General features: G+C 64.7%; 20 protein-coding genes and 1 other RNA gene. 18 read left to right on the forward strand and 3 right to left on the reverse strand.

The window, feature by feature from the left end; translation table 11 throughout:
• Window positions 1-27: 27 nt before the first annotated feature.
• From GPA25_RS15115 to GPA25_RS15125, 3 genes are all read right to left on the reverse strand, one after another.
• Window positions 28-654, reverse strand: a complete 627-nt coding sequence (locus GPA25_RS15115; RefSeq protein WP_169261246.1) for a BON domain-containing protein — start codon at window positions 652-654, stop codon at window positions 28-30.
• A complete protein-coding gene (locus GPA25_RS15120) occupies window positions 651-1,247 on the reverse strand; it encodes a phosphoheptose isomerase (RefSeq protein ID WP_169261247.1) in 597 nt (198 codons plus the stop codon). The genes GPA25_RS15115 and GPA25_RS15120 overlap by 4 nt, the downstream gene beginning before the upstream one ends.
• Window positions 1,248-1,406: 159 nt before the next feature.
• Window positions 1,407-1,820 carry a YraN family protein gene (locus GPA25_RS15125; protein WP_169261289.1) on the reverse strand — a complete coding sequence of 138 codons (414 nt, stop codon included), beginning with the start codon at window positions 1,818-1,820 and terminating at the stop codon, window positions 1,407-1,409.
• Between the two features lie 28 nt (window positions 1,821-1,848).
• Here GPA25_RS15125 and rsmI point away from each other — a divergent pair, with 28 nt between their 5' ends.
• The 18 genes from rsmI (at window position 1,849) to ftsA (ending at window position 20,432) form a co-directional block, all read left to right on the forward strand.
• Window positions 1,849-2,679, forward strand: coding sequence for a 16S rRNA (cytidine(1402)-2'-O)-methyltransferase (rsmI, locus tag GPA25_RS15130; protein ID WP_246265737.1), 831 nt, complete (start codon window positions 1,849-1,851; stop codon window positions 2,677-2,679).
• Window positions 2,680-2,721: 42 nt separating this feature from the next.
• Window positions 2,722-3,756 (forward strand): dihydroorotase, encoded by a 1,035-nt coding sequence (gene pyrC / locus GPA25_RS15135; RefSeq protein ID WP_169261249.1) that lies wholly within the window; start codon window positions 2,722-2,724, stop codon window positions 3,754-3,756.
• Window positions 3,757-3,769: 13 nt separating this feature from the next.
• Window positions 3,770-4,192: a hypothetical protein gene (locus tag GPA25_RS15140; protein WP_169261250.1), complete on the forward strand. Its 423-nt coding sequence runs from the start codon at window positions 3,770-3,772 to the stop codon at window positions 4,190-4,192.
• Between the two features lie 24 nt (window positions 4,193-4,216).
• Window positions 4,217-4,648: RNase P RNA component class A (rnpB, locus tag GPA25_RS15145), an RNA gene on the forward strand.
• 296 nt (window positions 4,649-4,944) lie between these two features.
• On the forward strand, window positions 4,945-5,388 hold the full coding sequence (mraZ, locus tag GPA25_RS15150) for a division/cell wall cluster transcriptional repressor MraZ (RefSeq protein WP_169261251.1): 444 nt from the start codon (window positions 4,945-4,947) through the stop codon (window positions 5,386-5,388).
• On the forward strand, window positions 5,385-6,323 hold the full coding sequence (gene rsmH / locus GPA25_RS15155; RefSeq protein ID WP_169261252.1) for a 16S rRNA (cytosine(1402)-N(4))-methyltransferase RsmH: 939 nt from the start codon (window positions 5,385-5,387) through the stop codon (window positions 6,321-6,323). Before mraZ ends, rsmH begins: the two co-directional genes overlap by 4 nt.
• On the forward strand, window positions 6,320-6,586 hold the full coding sequence (ftsL, locus tag GPA25_RS15160; protein WP_169261253.1) for a cell division protein FtsL: 267 nt from the start codon (window positions 6,320-6,322) through the stop codon (window positions 6,584-6,586). Before rsmH ends, ftsL begins: the two co-directional genes overlap by 4 nt.
• Window positions 6,583-8,340, forward strand: a complete 1,758-nt coding sequence (locus GPA25_RS15165) for a penicillin-binding transpeptidase domain-containing protein (RefSeq protein WP_169261254.1) — start codon at window positions 6,583-6,585, stop codon at window positions 8,338-8,340. Before ftsL ends, GPA25_RS15165 begins: the two co-directional genes overlap by 4 nt.
• Before the next feature lie 8 nt (window positions 8,341-8,348).
• On the forward strand, window positions 8,349-9,848 hold the full coding sequence (locus tag GPA25_RS15170; protein ID WP_211163145.1) for a UDP-N-acetylmuramoyl-L-alanyl-D-glutamate--2,6-diaminopimelate ligase: 1,500 nt from the start codon (window positions 8,349-8,351) through the stop codon (window positions 9,846-9,848).
• On the forward strand, window positions 9,842-11,242 hold the full coding sequence (locus tag GPA25_RS15175; RefSeq protein WP_169261256.1) for a UDP-N-acetylmuramoyl-tripeptide--D-alanyl-D-alanine ligase: 1,401 nt from the start codon (window positions 9,842-9,844) through the stop codon (window positions 11,240-11,242). Before GPA25_RS15170 ends, GPA25_RS15175 begins: the two co-directional genes overlap by 7 nt.
• 3 nt (window positions 11,243-11,245) lie before the next feature.
• Entirely contained in the window at window positions 11,246-12,334 is a 1,089-nt protein-coding gene (mraY, locus tag GPA25_RS15180) for a phospho-N-acetylmuramoyl-pentapeptide-transferase (RefSeq protein ID WP_169261257.1), read from the forward strand.
• On the forward strand, window positions 12,331-13,731 hold the full coding sequence (murD, locus tag GPA25_RS15185; protein ID WP_169261258.1) for a UDP-N-acetylmuramoyl-L-alanine--D-glutamate ligase: 1,401 nt from the start codon (window positions 12,331-12,333) through the stop codon (window positions 13,729-13,731). Before mraY ends, murD begins: the two co-directional genes overlap by 4 nt.
• On the forward strand, window positions 13,728-14,954 hold the full coding sequence (gene ftsW / locus GPA25_RS15190; protein WP_169261259.1) for a putative lipid II flippase FtsW: 1,227 nt from the start codon (window positions 13,728-13,730) through the stop codon (window positions 14,952-14,954). Before murD ends, ftsW begins: the two co-directional genes overlap by 4 nt.
• A complete protein-coding gene (gene murG / locus GPA25_RS15195; RefSeq protein WP_169261260.1) occupies window positions 14,951-16,021 on the forward strand; it encodes an undecaprenyldiphospho-muramoylpentapeptide beta-N-acetylglucosaminyltransferase in 1,071 nt (356 codons plus the stop codon). Before ftsW ends, murG begins: the two co-directional genes overlap by 4 nt.
• On the forward strand, window positions 16,018-17,433 hold the full coding sequence (murC, locus tag GPA25_RS15200; protein WP_169261261.1) for a UDP-N-acetylmuramate--L-alanine ligase: 1,416 nt from the start codon (window positions 16,018-16,020) through the stop codon (window positions 17,431-17,433). Before murG ends, murC begins: the two co-directional genes overlap by 4 nt.
• Window positions 17,430-18,377 carry a D-alanine--D-alanine ligase gene (locus GPA25_RS15205; protein WP_343034950.1) on the forward strand — a complete coding sequence of 316 codons (948 nt, stop codon included), beginning with the start codon at window positions 17,430-17,432 and terminating at the stop codon, window positions 18,375-18,377. The genes murC and GPA25_RS15205 overlap by 4 nt, the downstream gene beginning before the upstream one ends.
• Complete coding sequence (locus tag GPA25_RS15210) at window positions 18,370-19,206, forward strand: cell division protein FtsQ/DivIB (RefSeq protein WP_246265739.1); 837 nt, start codon at window positions 18,370-18,372, stop codon at window positions 19,204-19,206. Before GPA25_RS15205 ends, GPA25_RS15210 begins: the two co-directional genes overlap by 8 nt.
• On the forward strand, window positions 19,203-20,432 hold the full coding sequence (gene ftsA / locus GPA25_RS15215; RefSeq protein WP_169261262.1) for a cell division protein FtsA: 1,230 nt from the start codon (window positions 19,203-19,205) through the stop codon (window positions 20,430-20,432). Before GPA25_RS15210 ends, ftsA begins: the two co-directional genes overlap by 4 nt.
• Window positions 20,433-20,436 lie beyond the last annotated feature (4 nt).

Genomic DNA, 20,436 nt, shown 5'->3' on the forward strand with positions numbered 1-20,436 from the left:
CGCCGCTGCGCCGCGTTGCGCTCAGGTCTACTTGCCTTCGAGTTGCCGTGCCTGCTGGTCGGTGATGTATTCGAAAACCCGGACCACCTTGCGTACGCCGTCGGTACGGCGGGCCACTTCGGTGGCGGCGTCGGCTTCGCGGCGCGTCACGAGGCCCAGCAGATACACCGTTCCGGCCTCGGTCACGACCTTGATGTGATTGGCACTGAACTGGGCCCCATCGACAAAGCGTGCCTTGACCTTGGACGTGATGATTGAATCATTGCCGCGCGAGGTCAGTGACGCGGTGCCGGCGACCTGGATTTCGTTCGTGATGCCCTTGACGTTGGCGATGCCGCTCGCCACACGTTCGGCTTCGGCGCGATGCGCTTCGCTGGGGGCTTCGCCGGTCAGCAGTACGTTGCGGTTGTATGCCGTCACATTGACATGCACGGCATCGCCGAGGCGGTCGCGCAGTGCGCTTGCGGTGCGCCATTCGATGCCTTCGTCTTCGACGTAAGCGCCGGAGGTGCGACGGTCCGCGACCATCGCCGCGCCGGCCCCGACGCCGCCCGCTACCAGCGGGAAGCAGCCCTGGAGCAGTGGCAGGGTCGCCGCGGCGCCCAAGGCGAGGATGAAGGTTCGGCGGCTGCCTTGAGGGGTCTTGTTGGTCATTGGTCCTCAACTCCGAGTAACAGACAATCAATGCCGTCGCACAGACAGTGCAGGACGAGCAGATGAACTTCCTGGATACGCGCGGTGCGATCGGCGGGTACACACAAGTGGACGTCGCCGTCGCGCAGCTGTTCCCCGATGCTGCCGCCGCCCTTGCCGGTGAGGGCAATGACGCGCATTTCGCGCTCGTGGGCAGCCTCAATGGCCGCGATCACGTTGGGCGAATTGCCGCTCGTCGAGATCGCCAGCAGGACGTCACCGGGCTGACCCAGTGCCCGCACCTGTTTCGAGAAAACCTGGGTGTAGTCGTAATCGTTGGCGATCGAAGTCAGCGTCGAGGTGTCGGTGGTCAGCGCGACGGCCGCCAGCGGCGGGCGCTCCATTTCGAAGCGGTTCACCAGCTCGGCAGTAAAGTGCTGAGCGTCGGCTGCCGAGCCGCCGTTGCCGCAGGAAAGAATCTTGCCGTTATTGAGCAGGCTGCCGGTCATGATCTCCACTGCGCCCGCGATCGGGGCGGCCAGCGCTTCCAGTGAATCGAGCTTGGTGCGCGCGCTGTCTTCGAATTGTCGGGAGATGCGGTGAATCAGGTCCATGGTGTGCGCTCTGGTCGCTTCGTTCGGGGGGAAAAGTCTAGCACGCGGGCGGCAGACTCACCGGTCGCTTGCGAAGCGCCGGACGGCGGGCAGTCTTGCAGGCGCGCAGTTTGCCCGCCTGCCGATGCACGGCGTACCGCGTTTTACAGTCATTTACGATCAGCCAAGGTCGAATGCGCCCTTTAGCCACTCGATGCTTGCCTCGTCCAGGGCGCTCATCAATACCGCGTCGAAGCGGCACGGGCGGTCGGCATGGCGGCGACCGGCGCCCGCCAGCCACCAGCGTGCGGCCAGCACGATGCGCTGTCGCTTCGTCGCGGTGATGCTTGCGGCGGCGCCACCGAAGCGCGGGTTGCTGCGTAGCCGGACCTCGACGAACACGACGGTGCCGCGATCGAGACAGATCAAATCCACCTCGCCACCCCGGCAGCGCATGTTGCGTCCGAGTACGATCAGCCCCCCTCGTGTGAGAAAACGCTCGGCCAGCGCTTCGGCGGCATTGCCGCGCCCTTGCGTCGCGCCTGCCGCGCGGCCGACAATGCCTTCCCCTCTTTCGCGTTTGCCCAATTCCATGGCCATCAGCCCTTCGCCCCTGTCCAGTATGCCGTCATTGTATGTGGTGGCGACGCCCCTCGGGAACTTGCAGGACATCAGCCTGCGGGCCCAGGCGCTGCTGGCTGCGGTCGATGCGATTGCCGCTGAGGATACGCGCCACAGTCAGCGTTTGCTCGATGCGGTCGGGATCAAGGCGAAGTTGCTGGCGCTTCACGAACACAACGAACAGGTCGCGGTCGGGCAGGTGATCCGCATGCTCGAGGCCGGGCAGCACGTCGCGCTGATCAGTGATGCCGGCACGCCCGCGATCTCCGATCCGGGCGCAAGGGCGGTCGCTCGCGTGCGTGAAGCCGGCTTCCCGGTGGTGCCGATACCGGGTGCGTGCGCGGCGATCGCCGCACTGTCGGCGTCCGGGTTCGTCGAAAACGGTTTCCACTTCGTCGGTTTTCTCGCGACGCGTCAGACGGCCCGCCGGGCGGAGATCGAGGCGCTGCGTGCGCTCGCCGTACCGCTGGTGTTCTACGAGTCGCCGCACCGCATCGCCGAGTGCGTCGCAGATCTGGCGGCTGTGCTGGAGCCGGCGCGCGACATCGTTATCGCGCGCGAACTGACCAAGCTGTACGAGCAGATCGTGCGCATGCCGCTCGGCGAGGCGGTCGCCTGGCTCGCCGAAGACCCGAACCGGTCACGCGGGGAGTTCGTCGTGATCGTGTCGGGGGCCCCCGCAACGGAGGGTCTGGGTGTCGAAGCCGAGAGGGTGTTGGCGCTGCTTCTGGCTGACCTGCCGGTGAAGTCGGCTGCGCGACTCGCTGCGGAAATCACCGGCGCGTCACGGAATGCGCTGTATGCGCGCGCGCTGGAACTGAAGGCAGGTTGAAAGCGTGCATATAATTGCGCCATTCCCTGATCTAGAACCGTCATGCAAACCATATCCCTGATTCGCCCCGACGACTGGCATCTGCATGTGCGCGACGGCGCCGCGCTGGCGACCGTCGTGCCGCATACCGCACAACGTTTTGGCCGCGCGCTGATCATGCCGAATCTGCGCCCGCCGGTGACAACGACCGCCCAGGCACTGGAATATCGCGACCGCATCCGTGCCGCCGTGCCCACCGGGTTGAGCTTCGAGCCCTTGATGAGCCTGTATCTCACCGACAACACCGAACCCGACGAAATCGATCGCGCCCGGGCAAGCGGCGCGGTGATTGCTGTGAAGCTCTATCCGGCCGGCGCGACGACCAATTCGGATGCCGGTGTCACCGCTGTCGAGAAGGTGTATCCGGTGCTCGAACGTATGCAGCAGCTCGGCATGGTGCTGTGCGTGCATGGCGAGGTGACGAACGCCGACGTCGATGTGTTCGATCGCGAGCAGGTCTTCATCGACCGCGTGCTGGCGCCGCTGGCCCGGCGTTTTCCGGCACTGCGCATCGTGTTCGAGCACATTACGACGGCCGAAGCGGCGCAGTTTGTGCGCGCTTCCGGTGCCAATGTCGCGGCGACCGTTACCGCTCACCATCTATTGCTCAATCGCAATGCGATTTTCGCGGGCGGAATCCGTCCGCACCATTACTGCCTGCCGGTGCTCAAGCGCGAAACCCATCGTCGTGCGCTGGTGGAGGCTGCCACCTCCGGCAGTCCGAAATTCTTTCTCGGCACGGATTCGGCGCCGCATTCGCGCGCCGCGAAGGAGGCCGCCTGCGGCTGTGCCGGCTGCTATACCGCGCATGCGGGGATCGAACTCTATGCCGAAGTCTTCGAACAGGCAGGCGTGCTCGATCGTCTCGAGGCCTTCGCAAGTCTCAATGGTCCCGCCTTCTATGGTCTTCCTCCCAACGCGGAGCGCATTACGCTGGCGAAGGATGCCTGGGAGGTGCCTGCGGCGTACGACTATCTCGTTGGCGATCCCCTGGTGCCCCTGCGCGCGGGCGAATTGCTCGCCTGGCGTCTGCTCTGAACGGAGATTCGACATGCTGCCGATTGCTCGGGAAAAGCTTTTTGCAGCGCTGGCGCTGCTGCCGCTGCTGGCCGCGTGTGAGAACAGCGCGACTGCTTACATGATCGAGGGTAGTCAGCACGCCCTGATCCTGGTGCGTGAAAAACCGTATTTCTGGGATAGTACCGTCAATCAGGCGGTCATCGCCTCACGTCTGCCACATTGCCAGGCGCGTGTCGCCATCCATCCGGATCGTACCGAACTGACGCCGATGGAGATCTTTGAGGCCGGCGACCGCTTATGGGCACTGCATCAGGGGGGGCGCTGGTACCTGGCCGGCACGGCCAAGTGTCAGGTGCAGGATTGGGACAATGTTGGCGGGATGCCGCCGGGCCCTTCTCTGGGTGCATTCCGGCTCAAGGACGGCGTCGCGACCTTTATTCCGGCGGCGCAGTGATTGCCCGCGTATAATCGGTGGCGGGAAGTTCGCCAGGCAGTCGCTGCGTACCTCGTGTGCGTGGAGGAAAGTCCGGGCCCCGCAGAGCAGGATGCCGGCTAACGGCCGGGCGCCGCGAGGCGACGGAAAGTGCAACAGAGAGCAAACCGCCGATGGCTCGGACGTCGCTGCCGCAAGGTGGCAAAGTCCATATCGAAGAATGAGAGTTCTTCGATGGAGATCAGGTAAGGGTGAAATGGTGGGGTAAGAGCCCACCGCAGGACTGGCAACAGGACTGGCACGGTAAACCCCATCCGGGGCAAGGCCAAATAGGGGAGCAATGGCGTGGCTCGCGCTGCTCCCGGGTAGGCTGCTAGAGCGCCGTGGTAACACGGCCCCCAGAGGAATGACTGCCCGGCGCTTGCGGCGTAAGCCGCAGTCGCTCGACAAAACCCGGCTTATCGGCGAACTTCCCATTCGCTAACTACCTCGCTTCGCCACTTCTCCACACGTTTTTCCCACTGCTCCCCACAGTGGGCGCCCGCGATCGTCACATCTCCTGAAGTTTCTCATGAAGTTGCGCTATCTGCCTTGATTTTTCAGGCTTTATCGCAGTGTCTTTGTGTTCCATAAGTCATTGTGCTGCAACGGAAAAGTCCGTGGTTTCAGCTTGACCGTGATTTCCCTTTGCTCTAAAGTGGGGATCAGTGGCGAAAAGTGGGTTGAAGTGTCATTTCTTTGGTAACTTCGACCGAGAAAATCCAGGGGGGTTAATGTTCCAAGGAGCGGTTGCGCTCAGTCTTGATGCCAAGGGTCGCCTTGCGATTCCTGCGCGGCATCGTGACGCCCTCGTTCCCGACGGGGCGCCCTTGGTCGTTACCGCACATCCCCATCAGTGCCTGCTCGTCTATCCGAAGTCGGCATGGGATCCCATTCGCGAAAAAGTCTCGTCCTTGCCAGGACTCGATCAGCAGACGGCGGCACTGAAGCGGCTGTTCGTCGGCTATGCACAAGAGGAAGAGCTGGATGCGGCCGGGCGAGTGCTCATCGCGCCCTCGTCGCGTCAGTGGGCGGGCCTCGACAAGCAGGTCTGGCTGGTAGGGCAGGGAACGCATTTCGAGCTGTGGTCGGATGCTGGCTGGCAAAAGCAGCAGGAAGCCATGCTGGCGTTGGCGAGCGCCGCGCTGCCTGCTGCGTTTGAGAGTCTGGCTCTGTGAGCGGCGCGCCGACGCATGTAACCGTGCTGCTCTCCGAGGCGGTCGAGGCGCTGGCAATCCGGCCCGACGGAGTTTATGTCGACGGCACCTTCGGTCGCGGTGGCCACAGCCGCGCGATTCTCTCGGCATTGGGCGCGGAAGGGCGTCTGATTGCGTTCGATCGCGATCCCCAGGCGATCGAGGCCGGGCGTTTGCTCGCAGATCCGCGCCTCACGCTTGTGCACGCGCCGTTCAGCGCGCTGGCCGTGGAGTTGGAGCGCCTGGGCGTTGCGTGCGTCGATGGTGTGCTGCTCGATCTGGGCGTGTCTTCGCCACAGCTCGACGAGCCGCTGCGGGGCATGAGTTTTCGTTTTGATGCGCCGCTCGACATGCGGATGGATACGAGCCGCGGGCAAACCGTGGCGGAATGGCTGGCAGAGGCATCTGTCGCGCAAATCACGGAGGTGCTCAGGGATTATGGGGAAGAACGGTTTGCTTATGCGATTGCAAAGGCGATTGCAGCTGCTCGGGCAGGGGGGGCTGTTGCAACCACTCGACAGCTTGCCGAGATCGTGGAAAAAGCGGTCCGGACACGCGAGCCGGGGCAGCACCCGGCGACGCGTAGTTTCCAGGCTCTACGGATTTTCATCAATCAAGAGCTCGAAGAGCTGTCGTTAGTCCTGCCGGCCGCGATGGCGCACCTGAAGCCGGGTGGGCGTCTGGTGGTCATCAGCTTTCATTCGCTCGAGGACCGTATCGTCAAGCGTTTCATGCGTGACGAGTCGAGACCGCCGCAGTTGCCGGCGCGTCTGCCCGTGCGCGCAGCCGATTTGCCGAAGCCGCGCCTGTCGCTGGTGGGCAAGGCCGCGCGCCCCGGTTCGGACGAGGTTGCGGCCAATCCCCGAGCACGCAGTGCAGTGATGCGCGTGGCCGAGCGTACGGAGGTCGCCGCGTGATTCGTGCGGATGCCTTCCTCGTGGCCGTTGCCGTGGCGAGTGCGCTGGGTGTGGTCGCCTCGCAGCATCAGGCACGCAAGCTCTTTTCCGAGCTCGAGCGCGAGCAGACCCGTGCGCACGGGCTGGAGGTCGAGTGGGATCAGTTGCAGCTTGAGCAGAGTACTTGGGCTGCGCACGCAAGGGTCGAGAAGATCGCCCGCGAGAAGGTCGGCATGCGCCCGCCTGTGCCCGGGCAGGTGATCTCGCTGGAGGGGCTGAAGTGAAAAAGCAGCGCCCCGTGACCTTCAACCACAACCCCCTGCTCAAGAATGGTTTGCCGGCCTGGCGTCCGCGCGTGGTGATGTTGGGGCTGATGGCGTGCTCGCTCGCGCTGGTCGGACGGGCAACCTATCTGCAGGGCGTTAACAACGAATTCCTGCAGGCCAAGGGTGAGTCCCGCTATGCGCGCGTGCTGGAGGTGCCGGCAACCCGCGGCCGTGTCACCGATCGTCATGGCGACATGCTGGCGGTGAGCACGCCGGTGCGTTCGATCTGGGCGATTCCAACGGACGTCAGCTTGTCGCCGGCCGATACCCGCAAGCTCGCGGGTCTGCTGGAAATGGATGTGCAGGAGCTGAACCGCCGCATCGCGGCCGGGCGCGATTTTGTCTATCTGAAACGCCAGGTGTCGCCCGAGATTGCGCAGCAGATCGCCGATCTGAAGCTTGCCGGCGTTCATCAACAGCAGGAATACCGCCGCTATTACCCCGGCGGCGAAGTGATGGCGCATGTCCTCGGCTTCACTGGCGTCGACGATAAGGGGCAGGAAGGGGTCGAACTCGCGTTCGAAGGTTCGCTGGCGGGCAAGCCGGGATCGCGACGGGTGATTCGCGATCGACGCGGTCAGATCGTCGAGGATGTGGAGTCGATCCGTCCGCCACGCGACGGGCAGGATCTGGCGCTGTCGGTCGACGCGAAGATCCAGTATCTTGCCTATTCGGCATTGCGTCAGGCGATGCAGACCCACAAGGCCAAGGCCGGTGCGGCCGTGGTGCTCGACGCGCGTACCGGCGAGGTGCTGGCGCTGGTCAACGCCCCGACCTACAACCCGAACAATCGATCCAACCTCAGCGGTGCGCAACTCCGCAACCGCGTGCTCACCGACGTGTACGAGCCGGGTTCGATCATGAAACCCTTCGTGGTCGGCCTGGCGCTCGATCGCGGCAAGGTGCTGCCGACCACCGTCATCGATACGTCGCCCGGGCGGATGACGATTGGCAGGGCAACGATTTCCGATTCGCACCGCAATGGCGCTCTGACCGTTGCCCAGGTCATTCAGAAATCCTCCAACATCGGTACCGTGAAGGTGGCGATGCAGTTTTCCCCGGAGGAAATGTGGCGCCTCTACGACGACTTGGGCTTCGGCAAGCCACTCAATCTCGGTTTTCCCGGCGAGGCCGGTGGCCGGCTGCGCCCCGCGCGAACCTGGAAACCCATCGAGCAGGCAACGATGTCCTACGGTCACGGCGTTTCGGTGAGCCTGATCCAGATGGCGCACGCCTACCTGGCCTTCGCACGCAATGGCGAACTGCTGCCGCTGTCGCTGACCCGTCTTGATACCCCGCCCGTCAGTGGCAAGCGCATCTTCTCGCCCGAAACGGCGCGCGAAATGCGCGGCATGCTGGAACTGGCCACCGGCCCGGGTGGTACCGCGCCGCGCGCGCAGATCGCGGGCTATCGCGTGGCAGGCAAGACCGGGACCGCGATCAAGCTCGAAGGCGCGCACTACACCAACAAATATGTTTCATCCTTTGTCGGCTTGGCCCCGGCTTCCGATCCGCGCCTTATCGTTGCCGTGATGATCGACGAACCTTCTGCAGGACAGTATTACGGCGGCGCAGTCGCCGCCCCTGTGTTTGCCCAGATTACCGAAGGCGCGCTGCGGGCGCTGGGCGTGGCGCCGGATGCGCCGCTCGTGCCGCTGCAACTTGCGCAGAAGCCGGGGCAGCCCGTTCCTCCCGTGCGGGAGAGCATGTGAGCGCCCAAATGGCTAGTTCCGTCATCGAGCGACTGCATGTCGCGGGGGTGCACCCGACAGGCATCACCGCCGACTCGCGTCACGTCCAGCCCGGACATGCGTTTGCTGCGTGGCCGGGGTTTGCGACCGATGGCCGTCGATACATCGGCGCGGCGGTCGAGCGCGGCGCTGCCGCGGTGCTATGGGATGATCGTGACGGCTTCCGTGTGGAGGCCCTGCCGGTGCCCGCGATAGCGGTCGCGGATCTGCGCAGTCTTGGTGGTCATCTCGCACACCAGATCCACGGTTGCCCGTCGGAGAAATTATGGGTTGCGGGGGTGACCGGGACGAACGGCAAGACTACCGTGACGCAGTGGCTATCGCGCGCCCTCGAGTCGTTCGATGCGCGCTGCGGTGTGATCGGCACGCTCGGCAACGGCTTTCCGGGGCAGCTGGCGGACACCGTCAATACGACGCCGGATGCGCTCGAATTGCACCGCATTCTCGCCGGCTTCGTCGCGGAAGGCGGTCGTGCCGCAGCGATGGAGGTGTCTTCGATCGGCCTCGATCAGGAGCGGGTCAATGGCGTCGCGTTCGATGTGGCGGTGTTTACCAATCTGACGCGCGACCACCTCGATTACCACGGCAGCATGGACGCCTATGCGGTCGCGAAAGCGCGCCTGTTCGATCTGCCGGGCATCCGTGCAGCGGTGATCAATTTCGACGACAGCTTCGGACTGAGCCAGGCCCGTCGTCTGGTGGCACAGGGCATGCCGGTAATCGGGTACACCCGTGTCGCAACAAACATGGGGGCGGTTCCCGGTGCGCGCGTGCTGCTGGCGGAGGATCTGCAGAGCTCGCCGTCAGGCTTGCGCTTTTCGCTCGCGTGGGATGGTGGTCACAGTGATTTGCAGGTGCGCATGGTCGCGCCGTTCAACGTTTCCAATCTGATGGCCGTAGCCGGTGCGCTGCTGACGCGCGGCTTGCCGCTGGACGACATCTTGCGCGTCATTGAACGGCTGACTCCGCCCGAGGGGCGGATGCAGCTGGTTGGTGGTGTGGGCGAGCCGCTCGTGGTCGTTGATTACGCGCATTCGCCGGATGCGCTGGCCAAAGCGTTGGAATCGGTGCGGGGCACGGTCGCGACGCGCGGTGGCCGCCTGATCTGTGTTTTCGGATGCGGTGGCGACCGCGATGCGGGCAAACGCCCGATGATGGGCGATGTCGCGCGCCAGCTGGCCGACCGCGTAATCGTCACCAGTGATAATCCTCGCAGTGAAGATCCGATGAAGATCATCGAAGCGATCGTGCAGGGCGCCGGGCCGCAGGCCGAGTGCGTCGTCGATCGCGCTCAGGCCATCCGTGTTGCGATCGGCGAGGCGGGCGCGGACGACGTGATCGTGCTTGCCGGCAAGGGGCATGAACCGTATCAGGAGGTGCTGGGCGTGCGCCTGCCGTTCTCCGATGTCGAGCAGGCCCGTACGGCCCTGATGGAATGGAATCGAGCCAGGGGGGCGGGCGTATGCTGACACTGCAGGAAATCGCTCAGGCCTTGGGATGGCACATGACGTGCGTGGGGGAATTCACCGCCGTTGGCACCGATAGCCGCCACATCCGTGCCGGCCAGCTGTTTGTCGCCCTGCGTGGCGACAATTTCGACGGCCATGAATTCGTAGCGCAGGCAGCGGCCGCGGGCGCTGCCGCGGCACTGGTGGATGTTGCCTGGGCCGGTGCCCATGGGGACGCGGCGCTGCCTTTGCTGGTAGTTCAGGACACCCGCCTGGCTTTGGGCAAGCTCGCGGCATACTGGCGTAGCCGTTTCTCCATCCCGCTGATCGGCGTTACGGGCAGCAACGGCAAGACCACCGTGAAGGAAATGTGCGCATCCATCATGCGTGCCCAGGCTCGGCGTGACGGCCACGGTGCGGACGTGGTGCTGGCGACCGTCGGCAACCTCAACAACGACATTGGCCTGCCGCTGACCCTGCTCGAACTGCGAGACACGCACCGTGCCGCGATCATCGAGATGGGCATGAATCATCCTGGCGAGATTGCCAATCTCACGGATATCGCACGCCCGACCGTGGCCATTGTGACCAACGCGCAGCGCGCGCACCTGCAGGGCATGGGGTCGCTGGTCGAGATCGCCCAGGAAAAGGGCGCGATATATGCTGGTCTCGGTGACAGTGGCGTTGCCATCATCAATGCCGACGATCCGCATGCGGGGTACTGGCGCGAACTCAATGCCGGGCGTCCGGCGCTGAGCTTCGGTGTCGATCAGCCCGCCGATGTGTCGGTGCGCTGCTCGCTGCACGGACTCGGTTCGCATCTTCAGCTTGCCGCTGCGGCTGGCGCGCTGGACTTCGACCTCCCCGTGCCCGGCGAGCACAACGCGCGCAACGCAGCCGGCGCCGCGGCAGCATGTCTGGCCGCGGGCGCGAGTCTGGCCGCAGTCGCCGAAGGGCTGTCCGGTTTCAGTGGCGCGGCAGGGCGTCTGCAGCGGCGGGCGGGCATCGGTGGCGCAGTGATCGTCGACGACACCTATAACGCCAACCCGGACTCGGTGCGCGCCGCGATCGACGTGCTGGCGGCAACTGCCGAACACACGATGCTGGTGTTGGGCGACATGGGAGAGGTCGGCGCGACCAGCGCCCAGCTGCACGACGAGATTGGTGGTTATGCTAAGAGCAAGGGGGTTGATGAGCTGTTTGCACTGGGCGAGATGAGCGCGGTGGCGGCACACAACTTCGGCGACGGTGGTCGGCATTTCGATTCAGTCGAGGCATTGGTTGCGGCAATTTCGCCGCGACTCGATGCCGGCACCGTGGTGCTCGTGAAAGGCTCGCGATTCATGCGGATGGAACGGGTGGCGAATGCCCTTGCGGCGGTGCACAATAGCGCCCCCTCTCAGGAGTCACACTAGTCCATGCTGCTCGAACTCGCCCTTTGGCTGGGTCAGGATATCCGTACTTTCAATGTGTTCGGCTATATCACGCTGCGCACAGTTCTGGCGGCGCTGACCGCATTGCTGATCTCTTTCGTGTTCGGCCCTTCGCTGATTCGCTGGCTTGCCGCGAAGAAAATCGGCCAGGCGGTGCGCGATGATGGTCCAAAGTCGCACCTCACCAAGGCAGGCACCCCGACCATGGGTGGTGCGCTGATCCTGATCGCGATCGCGGTGACGACCCTGTTCTGGGGCGACCTGCGCAATCACTACGTCTGGGTGACGCTGCTCGTAACCCTCGGTTTCGGCGCAGTTGGCTGGGTGGATGACTGGCGCAAGGTGGTGCATCGCGATCCCAAGGGCTTGCCCAGCCGCTGGAAATACTTGTGGACTTCGCTGATTGCTCTGGTTGCGGCGATATTCCTTGGTGTGACCGCCAGCGATCCGGCGCAGACCGAACTGATCGTGCCCTTCTTCAAGGCGGTGTCGTATCCGCTGGGTGTCTTCGGCTTCATTGCTCTGTCGTACTTCGTGATCAATGGCACCAGCCACGCGGTTAACCTGACCGATGGCCTGGATGGCCTGGCGATCATGCCTACCGTCATGGTTGCCGGTGCGCTCGCAATCTTCGCCTATGTCGCGGGGCATGCCGGTTTCTCGAAGTACCTTGGCGTGCCCTATATCGCGGGCGCCGGCGAACTCGCCGTGTTCTGTGGCGCACTGGCCGGCGCCGGACTCGGATTCCTGTGGTTCAACGCCTATCCGGCGGAAGTCTTCATGGGGGACGTGGGGGCGCTGGCGCTGGGTGCGGCGCTCGGAACCGTCGCCGTCGTGGTGCGTCAGGAAATCGTGCTGTTCATCATGGGCGGACTGTTCGTCGCCGAAACCCTGTCGGTGATGGTGCAGGTGCTGTACTTCAAGTACAGCGGCGGCAAGCGCATCTTCCGCATGGCGCCGCTGCATCACCACTACGAACTGGGTGGATGGAAGGAAACCCAGGTCGTCGTCCGCTTCTGGATCATCACCATCATGCTGGTGCTGTTCGGCCTGTCGACGCTCAAACTCCGATGAATGCTCGACCCGACAACTTCGTGCTGGTGCTCGGGCTCGGTGAATCGGGCCTCGCGATGACGCAGTGGTGTGCGCGCCAGGGCGCGCGCGTGCGCGTCGCCGACAGCCGCGGTGAGCCGCCGGGGCTGACCCAGTTGAAGACCACGGTGCCTGCAGCCGAGATTGTGCTGGGCGATTTTTCCGACGACCTGCTGGATGGCATCGACCGCATCGCCCTCAGTCCGGGTATCGACTCGCGTGTGCCCCTGCTGGCCGAAGCGAGGCAGCGTGGCATTCAGGTCGCGGGCGAGATGACGCTGTTCGCCGAAGCACTCGAACGGCTGGGTGTTCGCGCACGCACGCGTCTGCTTGCCATCACCGGAACGAACGGCAAGACCACGACCACTGCGCTGACGGCGGCACTGTGCCGGGCTGCCGGTCTCGATGCCGTGTCTGCCGGCAATATCAGCCCGGCCGCGCTGACGGTGCTGATGGAACGGCTCGACCGCGGCGAAGCGCTGCCTGAATGCTGGGTGCTGGAACTGTCGAGCTTCCAGCTCGAAACGACCGAAGGGCTGAACGTCGATGCCGCGACGGTGCTCAATATCACCGACGATCACCTCGACCGTCACGGCGACCTCTCCGCCTACGCCGCCGTGAAGGCGCGCATCTTTGCTGGTGATGGTGTGCAGGTGCTCAACCGCCAGGACGCGCGAGTGCAGGCGATGGCCGCGCCGGGGCGCCGCGTGGTGTCGTTCGGCACCGATGCGCCGGGGCTGCCGGACGATTACGGGATCGCTGTCGATGCGGCGGGGGAAGCCTGGCTGGCATGCGGTAACGAGCATCTGCTGCGCGTCGGCGAACTGAACATCGCGGGCGCCCACAACGCGGCCAATGCGCTCGCTGCGCTGGCGCTGGGGCGGGCCATCGGCTTGCCCATGGCCGCGATGCTGGCCGGCTTGAAGGACTTCCGCGGCCTGCCGCACCGTGTCGAGCCGGTCGCCAGGCGCGGCGATGACGTGGTGTTCTACGATGATTCGAAAGGTACCAATGTTGGCGCAACGCTCGCTGCCCTCGAAGGTTTGGGCCGGCGGGTCATATTGATTGCCGGTGGCGACGGCAAGGGGCAGGATTTTTCGCCCCTGCGGGACGCCGTCGCACGCCATGCCCGTGCGGTCCTGCTGATTGGTCGCGATGCCGCCCTGATCGATGCGGCGCTCAGCGGCGCAGGCGTTCCGACGGAACGCGCCGCCGACCTCGATGTTGCCGTCGCTCGTGCCGCCGATTTCGCGCAGCCGGGCGATGCCGTGCTGCTGTCGCCGGCCTGTGCCAGCCTCGACATGTTTCGCAATTACGCCCACCGCGCCGAAGTGTTCATCGCTGCGGTGCGTCGTCTGCCGGGGGTGAGCGCGGCATGAAATTCGTCAGCGCCCTGTCCGGAATGTTTGGTGCTCGCGGCGGTGTCGGCGCAGATACGAGTCGTGCCGTCAATCGGCTGATGCGTCCCGCGGAGTCCGCGCGCGATCTTGATCCCTTGTTGATCTGGTCGGCGGCGGGGCTCTTGCTGATCGGGTTGGTGATGGTCTATTCGTCGTCGATCGCGATTGCCGAGGGGAGCCGCTTTACAGGCTATCAGCAGCACTTCTTCGTCCTCCGCCATGCGCTGTTCCTGTCCATCGGCGTGGCGGGCGGTCTGATGGCCTTCCAGATCTCGATGCGACAGTGGCAGCAGTTCGCACCCTTGCTCTTCATGGCGGGGTTGGTGCTGCTGGTCGTGGTGCTGATCCCCGGGGTCGGACGCGAGGTCAACGGTGCGCAACGCTGGTTGCCGCTGGGACCGATCAATCTGCAGCCGTCTGAGCTGATGAAGCTGTTTGCCGCGCTGTATGCGGCCGACTACACCGTGCGCAAGCTTCCCGACATGGGCAGCTTCCGGCGTGGCTTCCTGCCGATGGCGGCAACCATTGTGCTGGTCGGCTTCCTGCTGCTGCGCGAGCCTGATTTCGGCGCCTTCGTCGTCATCACTGCGATCGCGTTCGGCGTCCTGTTCCTCGGCGGCATCAACGTGCGCGCTTTCGTGCTGCTTGCGCTCGTGGCACTTGTCGGCCTGGCTTTGCTGGTGTGGCTGTCGCCGTACCGGCGCGACCGTCTGTTCGGCTTCATGGACCCGTGGCAGGACGCCTTCGGCAAGGGCTACCAGCTCTCGCACGCGCTGATTGCCTTCGGCCGCGGCGAATGGTTCGGTGTCGGGCTTGGCGCGAGCGTCGAGAAGCTGTTCTATCTGCCGGAGGCCCATACCGATTTCCTGCTCGCCGTGATCGCCGAGGAGCTTGGCCTGGTCGGCGTGCTGACGATCGTCGTGCTGTTCGCGATCCTCGTGCATCGCGCCATGCTGATCGGGCGCGAGGCAATCAAGCTGGAGCGATATTTTTCCGGCCTCGTGGCGATGGGCATCGGCCTGTGGATCGGCGTGCAGTCGTTCATCAATATGGGCGTCAATATGGGCCTGCTGCCCACCAAGGGCCTGACGCTGCCGCTGATGAGCTTCGGCGGATCGGGGATCGTCGCCAACTGCCTCGCGATCGCCATAGTTCTCCGGATTGACTGGGAGAACAGGCAAGTCATGCGGGGGCGCTCATGAAGACCTTGCTCGTCATGGCAGGCGGTACTGGTGGCCACATCTTCCCGGGCATTGCAGTCGCGGAACAATTGCGCAGCCAGGGCTGGCGCATCGTCTGGATGGGGAGTCCGGACGGGATGGAGGCGCGCATCGTGCCCGAAAAGGGTTACGAAACCGCGTGGGTGCGCTTTTCGGCCCTGCGCGGCAAGGGCTTGCTGCGCAAGCTGCTGCTGCCGCTCAACCTGCTGCGCGGTTTCTGGCAGGCGCTGGGCGAACTGCGTCGTATCCGCCCGGATGTCGTACTCGGCATGGGCGGCTACGTGACCTTTCCCGGCGGAATGATGGCCGCGCTGCTTGGGCGTCCCCTGGTGCTGCACGAGCAGAACTCGGTCGCCGGGCTCGCGAATCGTGTGCTTGCCGGCGTTGCCGATCGCGTCCTGTCCGGATTTCCGAAAACCCTGAAGAAAGCGGGCTGGGTCGGCAACCCGGTGCGCGCCGACATCGCTGCAGTGGCGCCGCCTGCCGAACGTTTCGCCGGGCGTGGTGGCCCGCTGAAAGTGCTGGTGGTCGGCGGCAGTCTCGGCGCGGCAGTGCTGAATGAAACTGTACCGGTGGCACTCGCGCGCATGCGTCCGGATGTGCGTCCTGTCGTCACGCATCAAGCCGGCGCGACGCAGATCGACGCATTGCGTGCCGCATACGCCGGCGCAGGGGTCGAGGGCCAGTTGCTGCCCTTCATCGACGACATGGCGGCGAAATATGCCGAGGCCGACCTGGTGATCTGCCGGGCCGGGGCGCTCACCGTGGCCGAACTTGCCGCGGTCGGCGCCGCAAGCCTGCTGGTGCCTTACCCCCACGCGGTGGACGATCACCAGACCGGCAACGCCCGTTTTCTCGCCGATCAGGGCGCGGCTTACCTGCTGCCACAGGGCGAACTCGATGCCGAACGGCTGGCGGGCATCCTCGCCAGTCTGGATCGCGCACGTCTGCTTGAAATGGCCTGCAAGGCACGTGCGTTGGCGAAGCCGCGTGCGGCCGAGGCGGTCGCGCAGGTCTGTGAGGCGCTCGCGGCCGGGAGGAAGGAATGAAACACAAAGTCAAACGCATTCACTTTGTCGGTATCGGCGGCGCCGGCATGAGCGGCATCGCCGAGGTGCTGGTGAACCTCGGGTTCACCGTAAGCGGCTCCGACCTGGGCGAAAACGCAGCGACCCGGCGTCTGCATGCGCTGGGTGCGCGCGTGGTATCCGGCCATGCCGCCGAAAACGTTGCCGACGCTGACGCGGTGGTGATTTCGACCGCGGTGCGCAACGACAACCCGGAAGTGGTTGCCGCGCGTGCGCGCCATGTGCCGGTGGTGCCGCGCGCGCAAATGCTGGCCGAATTGATGCGCCTCAAGCAGGGCATCGCGATCGCCGGCACGCACGGCAAGACCACGACGACCTCGCTGGTGGCCAGCATTCTCGCCGAAGGTGGCATGGACCCGACTTTCGTCATCGGCGGCAAGCTCAACGCCGCCGGTGCCAATGCGCGGCTTGGGAAGGGCGATTTCCTGGTCGCCGAAGCGGACGAGTCCGATGCGTCTTTTCTGCTGCTGACGCCGGTGATTTCGGTGGTGACGAACATCGACGCCGATCACATGGACACCTACGGGCACGATTTCGCGCGACTCAAGCAGGCCTTCATCGATTTCCTGCAGCATCTGCCGTTCTACGGCGTGGCGGTGTTGTGCGAGGACGATCCCCACGTGCGCTCGATCATGCCGCTGGTGTCGAAACAGATCGTGCGCTATGGCTTCTCCGAGACAGCCAACATCCGCGCCGAAAACATCCGTGCCGAAGGCGGCCGGATGCTGTTCGATGCGGTGCGCGTCAACGGTACGATCAGCCGCCTGCCGATCGAACTGAATCTGCCCGGTCTGCACAACGTGCTCAACGCGCTGGCGGCGATCGCCGTGGCGACCGAGGTGCAGGTGCCGGATGCCTCGATCATCAAGGCGCTGGCGGATTTCAAGGGCGTAGGCCGGCGCTTCCAGCGCTACGGCGAAGTGGCGCTGCGCAATGACGATGGCAGTGAGCGCGGCAGCTTCACGCTGATCGACGACTACGGTCACCACCCGGTCGAGATGGCGGCGACACTCGCCGCGGCACGCGGGGCCTTTCCCGGTCGGCGCCTGGTACTGGCCTTCCAGCCGCATCGCTATACGCGCACTCGCGACTGCTTCGAGGACTTCGTCAAGGTGCTATCGACCGTCGATGCGCTGCTGCTCGCGGAAGTCTACGCGGCAGGCGAGCAACCGGTCGTCGCAGCCGACGGTCGCTCACTGGCGCGGGCGATTCGTGTCGCAGGCAAGGTCGAACCGATCTTCGTCGAGGACATCGGCGAGATGCCGGCGACGATCCTGTCGGCTGTGCGTGATGGCGACGTGGTAATCACGATGGGTGCCGGCTCGATTGGCGGCGTGCCCGGGAAACTGGCAAACAACGAGGAACTGGTGTGACAAGCACGGGCGACGCGAGCGGCAAGATCGCGAACGGAAAATTCGGCAAGGTTGCGGTGCTGCTCGGCGGTACGTCCGCGGAGCGTGATGTGTCGCTGATGTCCGGCAACGCGGTGCTGGCAGCCCTGTGCGCGGCCGGCGTGGATGCACACGGCTTCGATCCGGCCGAACTCGATCTGCACATTCTCAAGGAACAGGGCTACGACCGTGCGTTCATCGCGCTGCATGGCCGAGGTGGCGAGGACGGCACCGTGCAGGGCATGCTGGAACTACTCAAGATTCCATACACCGGCAGTGGCGTGATGGCGTCCGCTCTGTCGATGGACAAGTGGCGGACCAAGATGGTGTGGGCCGCTTGCGGCCTGCCGACGCCGCGCTACGCGATCCTGAATGCCGACACCGACTGGGATGCCGTGGTCGCGGATCTCGGCCTGCCGATCTTCGTCAAGCCGGTGCACGAAGGCTCCAGCATGGGCGCCACCAAGGTCACCCAGGCCACTCAGCTGAAGGCCGCATGGGAACTCGCCGTGCGTTTCGACGACCTGGTGATCGCCGAGGAATTCATCACCGGGGCGGAACTGACCGCGCCGTTTCTGCGTGACCGTGCACTGCCGCTGATCCGCATCGAAGCGCCCGGCGGTAACTACGACTACCAGAACAAGTATTTCACCGACGATACCCGTTATCTGTGCCCGAGCGGCCTGCCCGCGGAGCAGGAGGCAGCGCTGCAGGCGCTGGTTATGAAGAGCGCACAGGTGCTCGGTTGCCGTGGCTGGGGGCGTGCCGACCTGATCCTCTCCGCCGATGGTCGCCCGTATTTGCTCGAGATGAACACTTCGCCGGGCATGACCGGTCACTCGCTGGTGCCGATGTCGGCAAAGGTTGCGGGCATGGGATTCACCGAGCTGTGCCTGGCGATTCTTGAGGACGCGCGCCTTGGCTGATTTTCGCTCCCTTTCCCCGATCGCCCAGGGCGTGTCCGGCGCAGGCCGGAACCCCGCTCGCGCGCGCGAAAGGGAAGGGGTGTGGCATCGCCCGGGGGTGTTGAATCTGATTTCCGATGTGCTGATGCTGTTTGCCGCTGTCGCGCTCGGATATGCGTTGGTGGTGTGGTTCCTGTCGCGGCCGCTGTTCCCGCTGCGCGAGGTCGTCGTGTTGACGCCGCCGGCGCAGGTCACTACGGCGCAGCTCGAATACGTTGCGCGCAGGGCCATTCGCGGTAATTTCTTCTCGGTGGATCTCGAAGCCGTGCGCGAGATGTTCGAGAAGCTCCCGTGGGTGCGGCGCGCCGAGGTGCGGCGGCGCTGGCCCGACGTGCTCGAACTGCGCCTCGAGGAACATCAGGCCGTTGCCTACTGGACCGTCTCCGACAGCGGTGAAACCCATCTCGTCAATCACCAGGGCGAAGTGTTTGTGGCCGCGAGCAACGCCGAAATGCCTTCGTTCTCAGGTCCGCAGGGATCGGCGGCGTATCTGCAGGCGAAGCATCGAGAATTCGACGCCGTGCTTGAGCCCTTGGGGCGCAAGCTAGTGAGCCTTGTGCTGTCGGCACGCGAAGCGTGGCAGCTCAAACTCGACGACGGCATGGTGATCGTACTGGGCCGCGATCAGGAGAAGGCGCCGATCAGCGAGCGGCTGGTGCGCTTCGTCCGTGCCTGGCCGCAGGCGAGCGAAAGGATTGGAGTACAGGTGGCGGTAGCGGACCTCCGCTATCCGAGCGGATTCGCCCTCACCCCCGTGGGGGACGTCAAAGCAGCGAAAGGCAAGCAATGAGCAAGGAATACAAGGACCTGATCGTCGGGCTCGACATCGGCACAGCAAAGGTCACCTGCATGGTGGCCGAGGCGCGCCCCGACGGGCGACTGAACGTCGTTGGTGTCGGCACGCAACCCACCAGCGGTCTCAAGCGCGGTGTGGTGGTGAATATCGAGGCCACGGTGGATGCGATTTCGCGCGTGATCCAGGAAGTCGAGTTGATGGCCGACTGCAAGATCCGCGACGTCTACACCGGGATCGCCGGCAGCCACATCAAAAGCTTCAACTCCAACGGCATGGTCGCGATCAAGGACAAGGAAGTCACGCCGATGGACGTCGAGCGTGTCATCGAGGTGGCGCGCGCAATGCCTATCCCGGCCGAACAGCAGATCCTGCACATCCTGACCCAGGAATTCATCATCGACGGGCAGGGCGGCGTGCGAGAGCCGATCGGCATGAGCGGCGTGAAGCTCGAGGTCAAGGTGCATATCGTCACCGGCGCGGTGTCGGCGGCGCAGAACGTCATCAAGTGCGTGCGCCGCTGCGGCCTCGAAGTGATGGACCTGATCCTGCAACCGCTGGCCTCGAGCTATGCGGTGCTGACCGAGGACGAGAAGGATCTGGGCGTGTGTCTCGTCGATATCGGCGGCGGCACCACCGACATTGCGGTGTTCACCCACGGTGCGATCCGTCATACCGCGGTGCTGCCGGTAGCCGGCGACCAGATCACCAACGACATCGCGATGGCGCTGCGCACCCCGACCTCCGAAGCGGAGGAAATCAAGATTCGTCACGGGGTCGCGATGCACACCCTGGCCGATCCCGACGAAATGATCGAGGTTCCCGGCGTCGGCGATCGCCCGCCGCGCCCGCTGTCGCGCCAGCGTCTCGCCGACGTGATCGAGCCGCGCGTGTCGGAGCTGTTCGAACTGGTGCAGGCCGAACTGCGCCGCAGCGGTTACGAGGAATTGCTGTCGTCCGGCATCGTCCTCACCGGCGGATCCTCGGTGATGCTCGGAATGGTCGAACTCGGCGAAGAAGTGTTCCACATGCCGGTGCGGGTTGGTGCGCCGCAGTACGCCGGTGGGCTGGCGGATGTGGTGTGCCATCCGCGTTATGCGACAGCGATGGGATTGGTGATGGAAGGTTTTGCACAGCGTCGCCGGGGCATCCTGGCGCGCGAAACACGCAGCGTGCGTCAGGTCTTCGGGCGCATGAAAGCGTGGTTTGAAAAGAATTTTTGACCGG

The organism is Aromatoleum diolicum (assembly GCF_012910955.1).
GTDB lineage: Bacteria > Pseudomonadota > Gammaproteobacteria > Burkholderiales > Rhodocyclaceae > Aromatoleum > Aromatoleum diolicum.